The organism is Pontibacter diazotrophicus, assembly GCF_003367245.1.
Taxonomy (GTDB): Bacteria; Bacteroidota; Bacteroidia; order Cytophagales; family Hymenobacteraceae; genus Pontibacter; species Pontibacter diazotrophicus.
This window is the reverse complement of sequence record NZ_QRGR01000013.1, coordinates 163,596-179,400: the sequence shown is the minus strand read 5'-3', so window position 1 is coordinate 179,400 and position 15,805 is coordinate 163,596. Positions and strand designations below refer to the sequence as shown.

Annotated in this window: 10 protein-coding genes; 5 read left to right on the top strand and 5 right to left on the bottom strand. The window is 50.1% G+C overall.

The features are described from left to right. Window positions 1–541 precede the first annotated feature (541 nt). Window positions 542–3,739: a WD40/YVTN/BNR-like repeat-containing protein gene (locus DXT99_RS13735; RefSeq protein WP_115566133.1), complete on the top strand. Its 3,198-nt coding sequence runs from the start codon at window positions 542–544 to the stop codon at window positions 3,737–3,739. 114 nt (window positions 3,740–3,853) lie between these two features. On the opposite strand, the gene DXT99_RS13730 is transcribed toward DXT99_RS13735, so the two are convergent. Continuing rightward, window positions 3,854–4,348, bottom strand: coding sequence for a hypothetical protein (locus DXT99_RS13730; protein WP_115566132.1), 495 nt, complete (start codon window positions 4,346–4,348; stop codon window positions 3,854–3,856). A gap of 199 nt (window positions 4,349–4,547) precedes the next feature. On the opposite strand from DXT99_RS13730, the gene DXT99_RS13725 reads away from it, so the two are divergent. The 4 genes from DXT99_RS13725 (at window position 4,548) to DXT99_RS13710 (ending at window position 10,336) form a co-directional block, all read left to right on the top strand. Further along, window positions 4,548–5,105, top strand: coding sequence for a PepSY domain-containing protein (locus tag DXT99_RS13725; RefSeq protein ID WP_115566131.1), 558 nt, complete (start codon window positions 4,548–4,550; stop codon window positions 5,103–5,105). 158 nt (window positions 5,106–5,263) lie between these two features. Then, the gene (locus DXT99_RS13720) at window positions 5,264–8,194 is read left to right on the top strand and encodes a WD40/YVTN/BNR-like repeat-containing protein (RefSeq protein WP_115566130.1); all 2,931 of its coding nucleotides are present in this window, start codon (window positions 5,264–5,266) and stop codon (window positions 8,192–8,194) included. Window positions 8,195–8,437: 243 nt separating this feature from the next. Beyond that, window positions 8,438–9,742, top strand: a complete 1,305-nt coding sequence (locus DXT99_RS13715; protein ID WP_115566129.1) for an LVIVD repeat-containing protein — start codon at window positions 8,438–8,440, stop codon at window positions 9,740–9,742. Beyond that, the gene (locus DXT99_RS13710; RefSeq protein WP_115566128.1) at window positions 9,743–10,336 is read left to right on the top strand and encodes a hypothetical protein; all 594 of its coding nucleotides are present in this window, start codon (window positions 9,743–9,745) and stop codon (window positions 10,334–10,336) included. A 120-nt stretch (window positions 10,337–10,456) separates the two neighbouring features. Here DXT99_RS13710 and DXT99_RS13705 read toward each other — a convergent pair whose 3' ends face one another. The 4 genes from DXT99_RS13705 to DXT99_RS13690 form a co-directional block, all read right to left on the bottom strand. Further along, window positions 10,457–11,230, bottom strand: coding sequence for a ThuA domain-containing protein (locus tag DXT99_RS13705; protein ID WP_115566127.1), 774 nt, complete (start codon window positions 11,228–11,230; stop codon window positions 10,457–10,459). Window positions 11,231–11,449: 219 nt separating this feature from the next. Then, window positions 11,450–12,892 carry a D-xylose transporter XylE gene (gene xylE, locus DXT99_RS13700; protein WP_115566126.1) on the bottom strand — a complete coding sequence of 481 codons (1,443 nt, stop codon included), beginning with the start codon at window positions 12,890–12,892 and terminating at the stop codon, window positions 11,450–11,452. Window positions 12,893–12,930: 38 nt separating this feature from the next. Further along, window positions 12,931–14,262 carry a xylose isomerase gene (xylA, locus tag DXT99_RS13695; protein ID WP_115566125.1) on the bottom strand — a complete coding sequence of 444 codons (1,332 nt, stop codon included), beginning with the start codon at window positions 14,260–14,262 and terminating at the stop codon, window positions 12,931–12,933. 44 nt (window positions 14,263–14,306) lie between these two features. Beyond that, complete coding sequence (locus DXT99_RS13690; RefSeq protein ID WP_115566124.1) at window positions 14,307–15,791, bottom strand: xylulokinase; 1,485 nt, start codon at window positions 15,789–15,791, stop codon at window positions 14,307–14,309. Window positions 15,792–15,805: the final 14 nt, after the last annotated feature.

Below are 15,805 nucleotides of genomic sequence, written 5' to 3'. Positions count from 1 at the left end.
TGCTCTCCCGGGCAAGCTTCTCCAGCTCCTCTTCCTTGAAAAAGGATTGCAGCTGCTCGAGCAGACCTTCCTTGCCTTCTAATAATCCTTCTACACTTACCTCCATCCTGCAAAGCTACAGCTACTTATAGTTTCGCACAACTCCTTAGCCTGACGGCTATGGTGTTTTCACCAACAACTTGCTTGCTGGTCAAAAGACCATAGCAAGGGCGTAGGGAAATGTTAGCAGCAAATATTCTCTTAAGTTATTAGTTCCTGATTAACCGTATCAGCTCATACACTTTTACAATCCTGCTAATCTTTCTTAATCCTAAAAAATCCTGATTCTGACAAATACGACTTAGGAACGATAAAGCTAACCTCGCTTTGTGATTACGAAAGTTATAAAGCTTAAATCATAACTCCTGTTCGCACAGCGAACCATCCAACTCCTATTCCTGTTCTTGCATTTCATGCTAAAAATTCCTAAATCTGAAGATTGAAACAAAATCAGCAGAGACTAAACAACAAACACTAACCTCTTTTACCTTAAAATCTCATCATGCGAACAGCAATACGCGCTGCCCTTTCACCAAGGCTGCTGCTGGCAGGCTCGTTAGCCTTGCTTCTGGCAGGCCAGCCGGCAGAGGCCCAGCGGCAAAAGTCCAAATCAAAAAAAACAACCACTGCTACTGTTGAACCGGAGCTTTATAATGGCCTTACCTGGCGCTCCATTGGTCCTTACAAAGGCGGCCGCTCGGCTACGGCAACGGGCGTGCCGGGCAAACCAAATCTTTACTACTTCGGCTCAGTAGGCGGCGGCGTATGGCGCACAACAGACGGCGGCGCTACCTGGGATAATATCTCTGATGGCTTCTTCGGAGGCTCTATTGGTGCCGTGGCCGTGAGTGAGGCCGACCCGAATGTAATCTATGTCGGCGAAGGCGAGAAAACAGTGCGCGGTAACGTGTCGTCAGGCTTTGGCGTGTGGAAATCGGTGGATGCCGGTAAAACATGGCAGCACACAGGGCTAAGAGATACTAAACACATCGGCCGCATCCGCATTCATCCGGACAACCCGGATATAGTATATGTGGCTGCCATGGGCAATTTGTATAAATCGAATGAGGAGCGTGGCGTGTTTAAGAGCACCAATGGCGGAAAGACATGGAAAAAGACACTCTTTGCTAACAAAGATGCCGGTGCCGTTGACCTGATCATCGACCCGTCGAACCCGCGTAACCTTTATGCCACCACCTGGAATATCCGTCGCACGCCGCACAGCCTCCTGTCGGGCGGCCCCGGTTCAGGTATCTGGAAAAGCACGGACGAAGGAGAAACCTGGAAGGAAATTTCCGGTAACGAAGGTCTTCCAAAGGGAACTCTCGGCATCATAGGGGTAGCGGTGTCGCCGGCAAACCCGGAGCGCGTGTATGCCATGGTAGAAGCAGAAGAGGGTGGCCTTTTCCGCTCCGACGACAGTGGCCTGACCTGGAAAAAAGTAAACGACGACCGCAACCTGCGCCAGCGGGCCTGGTACTACACCCGCGTATATGCCGACCCAAAGGATGAGGACGTGGTATATGTGCTGAATGTAGCCTACCACAGAAGCAAAGACGGCGGCAAATCGTTTGAAAGCGCCTACGCCCAGCACAGCGACAACCACGACCTGTGGATAGACCCGGCAAACCCGTCACGGATGATCATCGCCAACGACGGCGGTGCGCAGGTGTCTGCGGACGGCGGCATGAACTGGAGCACCATGGATAACCAGCCGACCGGCCAGTTCTATCGTGTGGTAACAGACAATCATTTCCCATACCGCATTTATGGAGCGCAGCAGGATAACTCTGCCATCCGCATCGATCACCGTTCTTCCGGGTACGCTATCACGGAAGACAACTGGGAGACAACAGCAGGATCTGAGAGCGCGCATATTGCCGTGAATCCTGCAAATCCGGAAGTAGTGTATGGCGGTAACTATGGTGGCTTTTTAGAGCGCCTGGATCACAGCAACGGCCAGAGCCGCGTGGTAAACGTATGGCCCGACAACCCGATGGGCCACGGTGCAGAGGGCATGAAGTACAGGTTCCAGTGGAACTTCCCGATCCTGTTCTCTCCGAACGATGCCAACAAATTATACACCGCCTCCAACCACGTGCACGTCACTTATAACGAGGGGCAAACCTGGGAGACCATCAGCCCGGACCTGACACGCAACGACTCTACAAAGCTTGGTCCTTCTGGTGGTCCGATAACAAAAGATAATACTAGTGTGGAGTACTATGGTACCATCTTCGCCATTAATGAATCTACACTGGAGCCGGGTGTCATCTGGACAGGGTCGGATGACGGACTAATTTACATCACCCGCGACGAGGGCAAGAACTGGACAAATGTAACGCCGAAGAGTATGCCGGAGTGGATCATGGTGAACAGCATTGATCCGCACCCGACGCAGAAAGGAGCTGCCTACATCGCCGCTACCATGTACAAGTCCGGAGACTTTAGACCTTACCTGTACAAGGTAACCGACTACGGCAAAAATTGGACAAAGATCACGAACGGCATCCCGGAAAACCACTTTACCCGCGTGGTACGCGCCGACCAGAAACGCCCGGGACTGCTGTATGCAGGCACGGAATACGGCATGTATGTTTCCTTTGACGATGGACAGAACTGGCAACCGTTCCAGCAAAACCTGCCGCTTGTGTCTATCACCGACCTCACCATTAAGAACGACAACCTGATTGCCGCCACACAAGGCCGCGGTTTCTGGCTAATCGATGATATAACGCCGCTGCATCAGTTAGAGGCCAGCGCTGCGAATGCAAGGTTCCAGCTTTATAAGCCACTCGATACCTATAAGGTAGACGGCGGCAGCAGAGGTTCCTCTAAAACAGCCGGCCAAAATCACCCAGGCGGTGTAATGGTGCATTACTACCTGCCGCATACACCTGATACCGCCTCTGTGGTGACGGTGGAGATTATGGACCAGGATGGCAAGCTTATCCGCAGCTACGCCAGCAATGCCAAAGAGAAAGATGACAAGCTTGAAGTGAAAGAGGGCCTGAATCGCTTTGTGTGGGACATGCGCTACCCGGAAGCCAGCAAGTTTGATAACCTGATTCTCTGGGGCGGCGGTACACAAGGTCCAAAGGCTACACCCGGAAATTACAAGGCTAAGCTAACGGTGAACAAAGAGAGCCAGGAAAAGGACTTCACAATACTGCAGGACCCACGCACAAAAGCAACACCAGAAGACCTGCAGGCACAGTTTGCCTTCCTGATGGACGTGCGCAACAAACTGACAGAAACGCATGATGCTATCAAAGATATCCGCACCATGCGCGGCCAGATCAAAACGCTCACCGGCAACCTGAAAGGCAATGATGCTTACAAAGGCATCATAGAATCAGCGGATGCCGTGGAGAAGAAGATGACAAAGATTGAGGAGGCCCTGTACCAGACAAAGAACCGCAGCGGGCAGGATCCACTCAACTTCCCCATCCGGCTAAACAATAAACTGGCGAACCTCGTTGGCCAGGTGAGTTCCGGCGACTTCCGGCCAACAGATCAGGCCTATGCTTTCAAGAAAGAGATAACTGCCCAGATAGACGAGCAGCTAAACCAGCTGAAGCAGGTAAAAGAGCAGGAAATACCGGCACTGAACAGGATGATTCAGGAGAAAGGCGTAGAATACATTAGTGTACAGAAGAAAGAGGAAAAGACGACAGCCCCTACTTCTTCTGTAAATTAACCCTGACAGTTTAATAAAAGAGCCCCCGCAACAGTTGTTGCGGGGGCTTTATGCTTTCTAGGACGTTATAAAATGGTTCTGTTTATCGTATCGAAGGTGACGGTAATGAATTATCTATTTAGCGGCAGGTTTTACTTTCTCCACAACTAATCTGGCCTTCTGCACCTCTCCTTCTTTTTCTAAACCCGGGAAAGGCTGTACCTCCCTCAATGTAAAGCTGTAGATTGATTCACCAACGGTAGCTTGTACGATATGAGCGCTTCGGTTAGCACCTTCACCACAATCTCCAAGGCAGAGCTCAATACTGTCATTCTCTCCCTGGCTATTCGAGGCTGATAACACCACCGTAGCTTTGCCGTACTGCACGCACATTACATCAGCAGGGCAACGGGAATCTGCTAATTGCCGGGCACTGACATGCAGGCGGCGGGGTGTCTCTCCTCCGTAGACAATTACATGCTCCAGCCGCTCTACAGTAAATTCCTGCCCAAATTGCACACCATCACTTACAGCGTATGCCGCTGTGTGTTGGTTTGGTTGGTTACCTGGTTCCTTCTGGCACTGTAACACCAGAAACGTCAGCAGTGCCGGATAAATGTAGTTCATCATCGTTTATTCGATAAGTTTATTACCTACAAGATCACAAAGCCGACCGGAAGATTGCAAGCAGTGCACCTAAACGTTCATAGTTAGAGTTCCAACTACAATCATCTGCACAGCACCGCTTACAATTGGAATTGTGAGGCTATTGTGGGATATTGAATGCCAGAATCACAAAAGGGCATCATAGCATCAGGAAAGGAACTGCGTGAGTATCACTAAATCAGCAAAAGACAAAATCAGCCACCTAACAGGATCACTGCGCAATTACCGCGTATATCACCGCTATCTCGGGCTGGTGCTGGCAGTGCTTGTCCTGATCAGCAGCGTAACCGGCATCCTGCTTGGCTGGAAAAAAGATGTGGACCTGCTGCAGCCGCCTACGCAAAAAGGCGCTATACCCAACCTCGAACAGTGGATTCCTTTATCAAACATGGCCACCATTGCCACCGCTGCCCTCGATTCTGCCCAGAGCATCAGCACCAACCCCATCGATCGGATAGAGGCGCGGCCGGAGAAGGGCATGGTAAAAGTGCTTTTTCTGGAAGGCTCCTGGGAGGTACAGCTGGATGGCAGTAACGGCAAGGTGCTGTCAGTGGCGCGGCGGCATTCCGACTGGATAGAGAAAATCCACGATGGCTCCATTATCAGCGACCTTTTTAAGCTGATAAGTATGAACGTGCTGGGCCTCGGTTTGCTGGTGCTTACCTTTACCGGCTTCACACTATGGTTTTACCCTAAAAAGATTCGAAAGTTGAAGAGGTAGAAGTAAAATAACTTAGCTGCAGCAGAAAGATGTGATTGCCCTCCTCAGCACTTGTTTAGAAAATACTTGCTAACTGCCCTCCCCTTCCATTATCCCCTGCAAATCCTTAGCTTTAGAAACTAAAACAATTCTTACTTTACCTACTCTAATTTTATACAATGCAAAAGCGTATACTCTCGGTGGCGCTGCTGATAGCCCTTGGTGGTACTGTGCAGGCCCAGAAGAAAACGAAGCAGCCAACAGCCACACCCGCGAAGGAAAGGCTGCAGGCTTATGAGAAAAGACAGCAACTGGAGCAGGCCTCGCCTGTAAGCAACCTTGAGCTCCGAAACGCAGGCCCCTCCATTATGAGCGGCCGCATTACAGATATCGAAGTATCACCCGCCGACCCGACTACCTTTTATGCTGCGTTTGCCTCGGGAGGCCTCTGGAAAACCACTAACAACGGCCTCTCTTTTGAACCGCTTTTTGATGAGCAGGCGGTGATGACTATCGGAGACATTGCCATCGACTGGGACAACAACGAGACCATCTGGATAGGTACTGGCGAGAGTAACTCCAGCCGCTCCTCTTACTCCGGTGTGGGCGTATATAAGAGCACCGACGGCGGAAAGTCCTGGCAGCACATGGGCCTCGACGACACGCACCACATCGGTAAAGTCATCGTGCACCCGAACGACCCGAACACAGTCTGGGTAGCGGCCGTCGGGCACCTCTATTCTCCAAACAAAGAGCGCGGCATCTTCAAAACCACCGATGGCGGCAAAACCTGGACGAAGACCCTGTACCTCGACGATAACACCGGCGCCATAGACCTGCAGGTAGACCCGCAGAACCCCAACAACGTGTACGCTGCCATGTGGCACCGCGAGCGCCGCGCCTGGAACTTTGTGGAAGGCGGCAAAACATCCGGCGTTTTCAAATCTACGGACGGAGGCAATACCTGGGCGGACATCAGCACGGCGCAAAGCGGCTTTCCGGACTCTGACAACGTGGGCCGTATAGGCTTGAGTTTGTTTCCTGGCAATCCCAACATCATGTATGCACTGGTGGATAATTACGACCGCCGCCCGCTAGCGCAAGATGCTGATGAGCCCGAGATGCTGGACAATAATCTGTTTGAGGGCATGTCTGCGGAAGCGTTTCTGAAGCTGGACGACAAAAGCCTGAATGAGTTTCTGGACAATAACCGCTTCCCGCGTGAATACACTGCCAAAAGTTTGAAGGCACAGGTAGCGCGTGGTGAGTTGAAACCTGCCGATCTTTCACAATACCTCACTGATCCGACAGCAGAAACTTATGCTTCTGAAGTGAAGGGTGCCGAAGTATACCGCACCGACGATGGCGGCAAAACCTGGAGGAAGACCCACGACGACTACATCAACGACATGTACTCCAGTTACGGCTACTATTTTGGCGTTGTGCGCGTGGCTCCAACCGACCCGAACAAGATTTACATTCTGGGGGTACCACTGCTTTTGTCTGAAGATGGCGGCAAAACCTTCCGTAACATAGAAGGCGACAATGTGCACTCAGATCATCAGGCGCTGTGGGTGAGCCCTGATAAGTCCGGTTACCTTATAAACGGAAACGACGGAGGTATCAACATCACGTATGACGACGGCAAAACCTGGTACTACGCCAATGCGCCAGCTGTTGGTCAATTTTACTCCGTGGCCGTGGACATGGCCAAGCCTTACAACGTGTATGGCGGCTTGCAGGACAACGGCACCTGGTACGGCCCAAGCAACTACGAATACAGCACTGGCTGGACGAGCAGGGGCCGCTATCCATATGAGCGTATTGGCGGCGGCGATGGCATGATGGTGCAGGTGGATTGGCGCGATAACAATACCGTATACCTGGGCTCCCAGTATGGCAACTACACCCGCCTGAACAAACAAACAGGAGAGCGGGTCTTTATCAAGCCAAGCCACAAACTGGGCGAAACACCGCTACGCTTTAATTGGGAGGCACCTATTCACCTGAGCCGCCACAACCAGGACATCCTGTACTTTGGCTCCAATAAATTCCACCGCTCGTTAAAGCGTGGCGAAGAGATGGAAACACTCTCCGGCGACCTGACCAACGGCGGCAAAAGAGGAGATGTTGGCTACGGCACTTTAACAACCATAGATGAATCTCCGAAACGCTTCGGCCTGCTTTACACCGGCTCTGATGATGGCGTAGTTCAGGTTTCGAAAGATGGTGGTTATACCTGGGCCCGCATTTCTGATAAGCTGCCCCAGAACCTGTGGGTCTCTACGGTTGTGGCATCCAACCACGAGCAGGACCGTGTATACACATCCCTCAATGGCTACCGTTGGGATGATTTCACTCCTTATCTATATGTGTCTGAAGACAATGGAAGGAAGTGGGAGCGCATTGGCACCAACCTGCCGCAGGAGGCAATTAATGTGGTGAAAGAAGACCCAAAGAATCCGAACCTGCTGTACGTAGGCACCGACCACGGGCTGTATATATCTCTGGACAGAGGCAAAACTTTTACCGCCATGAGCAACGGCATGCCTGCAGTAGCAGTGCACGACGTGGTCGTACACCCGCGGGAGAATGACCTCGTAGTCGGCACCCACGGGCGTTCTGTTTACCTGACAAACGTGGAACATGTGCAACAGCTTACCCCAGAGCTCATGAACCAGCCACTCCACCTTTTCTCCCTGAAAACAATGCTTTATAGCGACCGCTGGGGCCAGAAGTGGGGCGCCTGGAGTGAACCGACAGAGCCGGAACTCACGATTCCGTTCTACACCAATACTACTGGCAACACTACTATCCGCATTAAGACAGACAAGGGGCAGGTAGTGCAGGAAATGCAGGACCAGAGCGAACGCGGCCTGAACTATGTGACCTATGATTTATCTGTAGCAGAAGCCAACGCCCAGGCGTATGAAACTGCTTTGAACAACGCTAAGAAGGAGAATGAGGATGCTGTAAAGATAGAACCCTCAGAAAACAAGGTAATTTACCTGCAGCCAGGCACTTATACGGTGGAGGTAGTCACATCCAATGGCACCACCAAAACACAGGAGTTCACCATTAAAGCACCAGAAAGACGAAGCAGAAGCTAAGGCTATAATACATCCATTCTTTTTTTCAAGGGCAGCTCTTAACGGCTGCCCTTGTTTTTTGCCCGCTGTATTTTTTTATCATAAGCCTTTTATACAAATCCAGCATGCATTCTCTACATTTTTATAACACCTTACAACCTTTTGCCCATAACCTGGGTCCCCAAAATAGAAGGGCAACAAAAGACAAGTATACCTTTGCCAGCCTTGCTCCAATATATGGTTTCATAACAAAAGCTAATCTGTATGAAAAAGAATGCTCTACCCATTTTACAGCAAGTGTTCGCTTTGCTCCTTTTCTTCCCGGCCCTGCTGCTGAGTTCCTGCTCCGACGATTGCGAAACCACCATTACCTATACTGTACAGGAGCCTGTATACATGATGCGGGCAGAATTACGAAGTGCCTTCAAAATCAATGGTCCGCGTGTGCTGGAGGCACCCGGCAAAATTTACGTGAAAGGAAATTACCTGTTCATCAACGAAATGAACGAAGGCATCCACATCATAGACAATTCAGATCCGGCCGCGCCACAAACCATCAATTTTGTGGAGATACCAGGCAATATCGATATGGCCGTAAAGGGCAACACCCTCTATGCCGACAGTTACATAGACCTGGTAGCAATGGATATCAGCAATCCCCTGGATGTAAAGCTGGTGAACCGCGTCGAAAATATTTTTCCGACGCATGGCATGCTGGTAAATGATACCGCCAGCGTATTTATCTCAGAATTTGTGGAGAAAAAGGTGACACAAGCCTACGACTCAGACTGCAACGGCAACAGCGCTATCTGGCGGGGCGGGTGGTTAGAGTTTAATGACGGCAGCGGCTCTTTTTCTTCAGGAAATGCTTCCCCCACAGCCATGCCGGGGAGTACTGCCGGTAAAGGTGGTTCTATGGCAAGGTTCACCATATCAGGCAACCATCTATACACGGTGAGCCTAACCGACATGCAGTTGTTTGACATCAGTGATGAAACTGATCCACAGGCAGGCCAGAAAATTAATATGGGTTGGGGTATTGAAACTATCTTCCCCTACGACGATAAGCTTTTTATAGGGTCTACCAATGGTATGCACATTTATGATAACAGCAACCCAACCAGCCCGGTACACCTTTCCACCTACGCCCACGTCAACAGCTGTGACCCGGTAGTGGTAGACGGCGACCTGGCCTGGGTGACCTTGCGCTCGGGCAATGCCTGCGCCGGCTTCACTAACCAATTGGAGGTAATCGACATCAGCAATGCCCGCAGCCCAAAACATTTAAAAACATACCCGATGCAGAACCCGCATGGGCTGGGGATTGACCAGTCTACCCTTTTCCTCTGTGAAGGGGAGTACGGCTTAAAAGTATTCGATATAAAAGACCACCTGAAAGTAGACCAGAACCTGAGGGAGCATTTTAAAGGGCAGGATGCTTTTGATGTAATCCCACTGGGCACTTCGCTGCTGATGATTGGCAAAGATGGTTTATACCAGTACGACTATAGCGACATCAGCCAGATAAAGCTGCTCAGCAAAATACCAGTTATGCGCAAAGACATTTAAATGAAAAACCAGTTACCACTACTCACCCTCCTATTTTACCTGGCGATAGCAGGCCTTTCTACAGCACAGGCACAGGATAAAGGTCTTGCTATGGCTACGTCACCCGATGCCCCCAAACGCTATATGGGCATGGTGGAGTTTGGCTTTCTCTACGGAAAAACAGGCGACACGAACTTCAGTTCTTCCGTTGCCTCTCCCACCGTGCAGCTATTTAACGGCTACCGCTTTCACAGATTACTGGTAGTAGGCGGCACTGTAGGCTTTGACTTCTATAATAATGTACTGGTCACACCCATAGCCCTGGGTATTCGCGGAGAGCTTTTAAAAGGCAGAGTAAGTCCTGTGTACGGGGTAGATGCAGGCTACGGGACCACTTTCCTGAGTGATGAGAGTAACGAGCAGAAAATTGAGGGCGGCTGGATGTTCAGCCCTTCCGCAGGTATACGGGTGAACACCGGTAACAGCACAGCCTACACCTTTGGCGTTGGCTATAAAACACAAAGAGTCAAAACAGATACCAACTGGTGGGGCAACAGAACAGAGCAAAAGATAAATTATAAACGCCTGTCACTGCGCATGGGCTTCATATTTTAACCTCCGGGCTACAGAAGCAAAACAGCTTATACAAACAAAAAAGGAGCACTGCGAAAGCGGCGCTCCTTTTTTGTTTGTATAAGCTGTTTTGTGATGATGTACAGGGGATTAATTTCTGTCTTATTCCTGCCCCATGGCATAGTTTATTCCGCCCCATATGTGCTGCAGGAAAACAGGATTGCTGTAGCTTTCCTTTGTGTGGCCCAGGCCGGTATAGAAAGCACGGCCGCCATCAAACTCGTGGTACCATACAATTGGATGGTTGTCAGCATTCTCGCCGCCTTCATAGGTACTTTCATCTAAGGTTGCTAAAACAGTTATATCCGGGTTGATGTCCTTATAGTTGTAGAGTTCATCAAAAATCTCCCACTCATCAGGCAGATGGCTTGTAGATGGATGGTTTTTATTGCTTACCCTGACTGTAGCGTTCTGCTGCTTCGGGTGGCTCAGAAAATAAGCACCTACCAGCCTGTTATACCACGGCCAGTCATACTCTGTGTCGGCTGCTGCATGTATGCCTGCATAGCCGCCGCCACCCTGAATGTATTTTGTGAAAGCCTCCTGCTGCTGGTCATTTAACACATCCTGCGTGGTACTTAGAAACACCACGGCATCATAATTACTGAGCGAATCGGGATTAAAGTAGGCTGCATTCTTTGTTGTGTCTACTTGTACGTTGTGCTCATTTCCTAGCTTCTGGATAGCACTAATACCATCCGGTATTGATTCGTGGTAGAAGCCACTAGTTTTAGAAAACACAAGAATTCGGGAGGAGTCGGCATTTTCTGTTTCTGCTGCCACGGGTGTTTGCGGATTGGTGGCAGATGAAGAACAGGACTGGATACCGCAGGCAAGCAACAGCGTGCATCCGTAAAGAAGCAGTTCTTTTTTCATGTTGAGGGAGTATAGCGTTTATAAACAGAATCTGTATAAACTTACCTTTTTACTTTCTTAAATGAAAGCCCCCGGCTATATAGTTTACAGCACGTAATTTCCTGCTCAGATAACCTGCTGTCCCCTCTTTTCAGAACCCTTCATATATAAACAGGAAAGGCCCTCCATTACAGAGAGCCTTTCCTGTTTGACTTTAAATGTAGCTTAAAGCTGTTACTTTTATCTACCTGCTGCTACATTCGATTCAGGCACACTCCCCGACTTCTTTCTCCACAGTTCTTCCATCTCCTCAAGGGATTTCCCTTTCGTTTCAGGAATCATTTTCCACACGAACAGGAAGGACAAGAGACTCATCAGACCATAGAAGCCGTACGTAAAAGCGCCGCTGAATTCCATCATCGACGGATAAGTTGCGGAGATGAAGAAATTGGCTGCCCACTGTGCTGCAACGGCAACAGCCACCGCTTTCCCCCTGATTTTATTAGGAAAAATCTCCGAAATCAGAACCCAGGTAATCGGACCCCACGACATCATAAATGACGCGGTGTAAATGATAATGAATACCAATGTGCTGATGCCGATGACCTCATAATAGGCAAGACCGGCAATCGCAAACATACCCACTGCCATACCAATGGAACCTACCATCAACAGCGGTTTTCTACCCCATCTGTCTACAGTAAGAATAGCTACAACAGTAAAGATTACGTTTATCACACCCATTACCACAGTTTGTAGCATAGAGGCATCTTTACCGGCACCCATACTCTCGAAAATCCGCGGCGCGTAGTACAGGGCAACGTTGATACCCACAAACTGCTGGAAGATAGAAAGCAAAACTCCAATCACAATGACTGTCTTTCCGTAAGAAAGCAGCTTACCGGAGTGATGCTCCACGGTATTCTTTATTTCAGCAAAGATCTCCTTCGCACGTTGCCCCCCGTTTACTTTTGTCAGGATTTTCAGCGCTTCGTCATCTCTGCCCGCCATGCTTAGGTATCGCGGCGTTTCAGGAACAAAAAACAACAGTACCCCAAACAGACCTGCCGGAATAGCTTCCGACAGGAACATCCGTCTCCAGCCCACTTCATTGATCCATTCCACAGACTGCCCGCTGGCAATACCCCAGTTAACGAAATAAACAACCAGCATTCCGAAAATGATAGCAAACTGGTTCAGTGAAACCAATCGGCCACGGATGTTGGCTGGCGCTATCTCGCCAATGTATACCGGTACTACGGCGGAGGCCAGACCTACCCCTATTCCTCCTATTATCCTGTAAAAATTGAACATATAGAGCAAGCCCATGGTAGGCTCGCCATCCTCAAAGAACAAAAATTCAGGGTAGCCTGAGCCCAGGGCAGACATAAAAAACAGAACTGCCGCCAGAATCAAGGTTTTTTTCCGGCCTATCCCGGATGCAAAAACGCCTGAAATGGCACCGCCTATGATACATCCAATCAGAGCACTGGAAATAGTAGCGCCATGCACCCAGGTGCTAAGGCCCAGTCTGTCTACCAGAAAGATCTGTACCGATCGCTCCGCGCCTGAAATAACAGCGGTATCGTACCCAAAGAGTAAACCACCTAGCGTGGCAATTAAAGTGATTCCAGCGATGTAGGGAATATTCTGCCCCGCCGTTTCTTTTTCGTTCCTTGACATATTGAACTGGAAAAGGGTTGTTTAATGATATTAGCCTCTTAGATGTAGCGGTTAATTACGTTCTCCAGGTACTCCTGTCTTCCGCTCTTCACCTCAGGCTCACCGTTCTCAACTGCGTACTGGCGCAGATCTTCCAGCGTCAGTACGCCTTCTTCAAAATCTTTACCTTTACCGCTATCGAAAGAAGCATAACGGTCCTGACGCACCTTCTTGTAATCAGACTTCTGAAGGATATTGTCTGCCGAGATGAGTGCTCTGGCGAATGTGTCGGCACCGCCTATGTGTGCGTAGAACAGGTCAGCCTGGTCAGTAGAGTTTCTTCTGATTTTAGCGTCGAAGTTAATACCGCCACCCTGTACGCCACCGGCTTCCAAGAACACCAGCATTGCCTCTGTCAATTCGTTCAGGTTGTTCGGGAACTGGTCAGTATCCCAGCCGTTCTGGTAGTCACCGCGGTTCGCATCGATAGAACCTAACAAGCCAGCATCAGCCGCAACCTGCAGTTCGTGCTGGAAGGTGTGGCCAGCCAGCGTTGCGTGGTTTACCTCAACGTTGATTTTGAAATCGTTCAGCAGGTCGTACTTGCGCAGGAATCCAATAACGGTAGCAGAGTCATAGTCATACTGGTGCTTGGTTGGCTCCATTGGCTTCGGCTCTATGAAGAAGGTGCCTTTAAAGCCTTGCTTGCGGGCGTAGTCTTTTGCCGTATGCAGGAAACGGGCCAGGTGGTCCTGCTCACGCTTCATGTCGGTGTTCAGCAGGCTCATATAGCCTTCACGACCACCCCAGAACACATAATTCTCGCCATCTAGCGCAATAGTAGCATCCAGCGCAGCTTTTACCTGTGCAGCGGCATGAGACAATACATGGAAATCAGGATTGGTAGAAGCACCGTTCATATAACGCTGGTGCGAGAACACGTTGGCTGTTCCCCAAAGCAGTTTCACGCCGCTTTCCTGCTGCTTCTGCTTCGCATATTCTACCAGCGTCTGCAGGCGTCTTTCGTTTTCAGCGATGTCGTTGCCATAGTCTACCACGTCCACATCATGGAAGCAATAGTAGGGCATGTTCATCTTCGTGATGAATTCGAAAGCGGCATCCATTTTATCTTTCGCTCTTTCAACAGGATCAGACTTCTCATCCCAGGGGAATTGTAAAGTCGGGCCGCCAAATGGGTCTGCACCGTTGGCATTGAACGAGTGCCAGTAAGCCACTGCAAAGCGCAGGTGGTCTTTCAGTGTTTTCCCTGCTACTACTCTGTTTTCATCGTACCAGCGGTATGCGAATGGGTTATCAGATTCCGGACCTTCAAATTTTATCTGTCCTATTCCTTTAAAATATTCTTTTTCTCCTATTAATGGATTTGCCATGGTTAATGTATTAAAGTTTGTGTATTGAATATTATATATTTAATTTATTTCCTGTCAAGCTGAGCGTTCAGAAGCGCTTTCCACTCCTGGTAAATTGGCTCATATTCTGCGGTAGCCTGCGGCTCTATCAGTCTAACCGGTTTAAAGTTGCTGAATGCTTCTTCCGGCGAGCTGAACACTGTGGAGCCTATACCGGCACCTAAAGCAGCACCTACACTACCATCGTTCTGATAAAGCTCTACCGGCACGTTGGTGGCATCTACAAAAGCCTGCGCAAACAGCGGGCTCAGGAACAGATTCGCCTGCCCCGCCCGGATTACCTGCGGATTCATACCGTTCTCCCGCATAATGTCCAGGCCATAGCGGAAAGCGAAGACGATGCCCTCCTGCACTGCCCTGAAAATGTGGGCCTGTGTGTGCAGGTTCAGGTCGATGTTGTGGAAGTGCACCCCCACCATCTTGTTGTTGAGCATACGCTCTGCACCATTGCCAAAAGGCAGGATGCGCAGCCCGTTGCTACCGACAGCAATCTTCTGCGCTGCCTCATTCATGGCGACATAGCCCTGGCCAGCACTGATGTTGTTCTTCACCCAACTGTTCAGAATGCCCGTGCCGTTGATGCAAAGCAGCACGCCCACCCGCTTCTCGTTGGTGGCATGGTTCACGTGCGCAAAGGTGTTCACTCTTGACTGCTGGTCGTACACCAGCTGGTCGCTTACGCCATAGATCACTCCGGAGGTACCCGCCGTGGCAGCTACCTCGCCCGGCTTCAGCACGTTCAACGACAACGCATTGTTCGGCTGGTCACCGGATTTATAGGTAACCGGAATGCCGGCTTTTAAGCCTAACTCGCTGGCAACATCCTGCTTTACCTGGCCGTGTTCTGAGAACACAGGCTTTATTTCCGGAATGAGCGACTTCTCGAATTTAAAGTGCTGGATGACATCCTCCGACAGTGCGTCTTTCTTAAAATCCCAGAACACGCCTTCTGACAGGGCAGATGGGCTTGTGGTAATGTCACCGGTCAGCTTCATCGCAATGAAGTCGCCTGGCAGCATCACTTTGTGAATCTTACTATAAGTCTCCGGCTCATTCTCCTTTACCCACGCCAGCTTGGAGGCGGTGAAGTTGCCCGGAGAGTTAAGCAGGTGCGACAAACTTTTCTCGTGCCCAATGGCATCAAATGCTTTGTTACCAATTTCAACCGCACGGCTATCACACCAGATAATGGAATCGCGCAGTACGTTCTGCTCCTTGTCTACCACCACCAGGCCGTGCATCTGGTAGGCTATGCCAATGGCGCTGATGTCCTCTGGATTGTAATTACCAGTGGCGTTTGCTTTGCGGATGGCCTGCCGGGCATGCTCCCACCACATCTCCGGCGATTGCTCCGCCCAGCCTGGCTGTATGGAGGTGATGGCAGATTCTGTGTCAGGATATTGCGCCGCAGCAAGCGTTTTCTGCGATTGCGCATCTACTACCGATACTTTAATAGAGGAGGTACCTATGTCTATTCCTAGTAACAACATATTAGCTTTGTTTT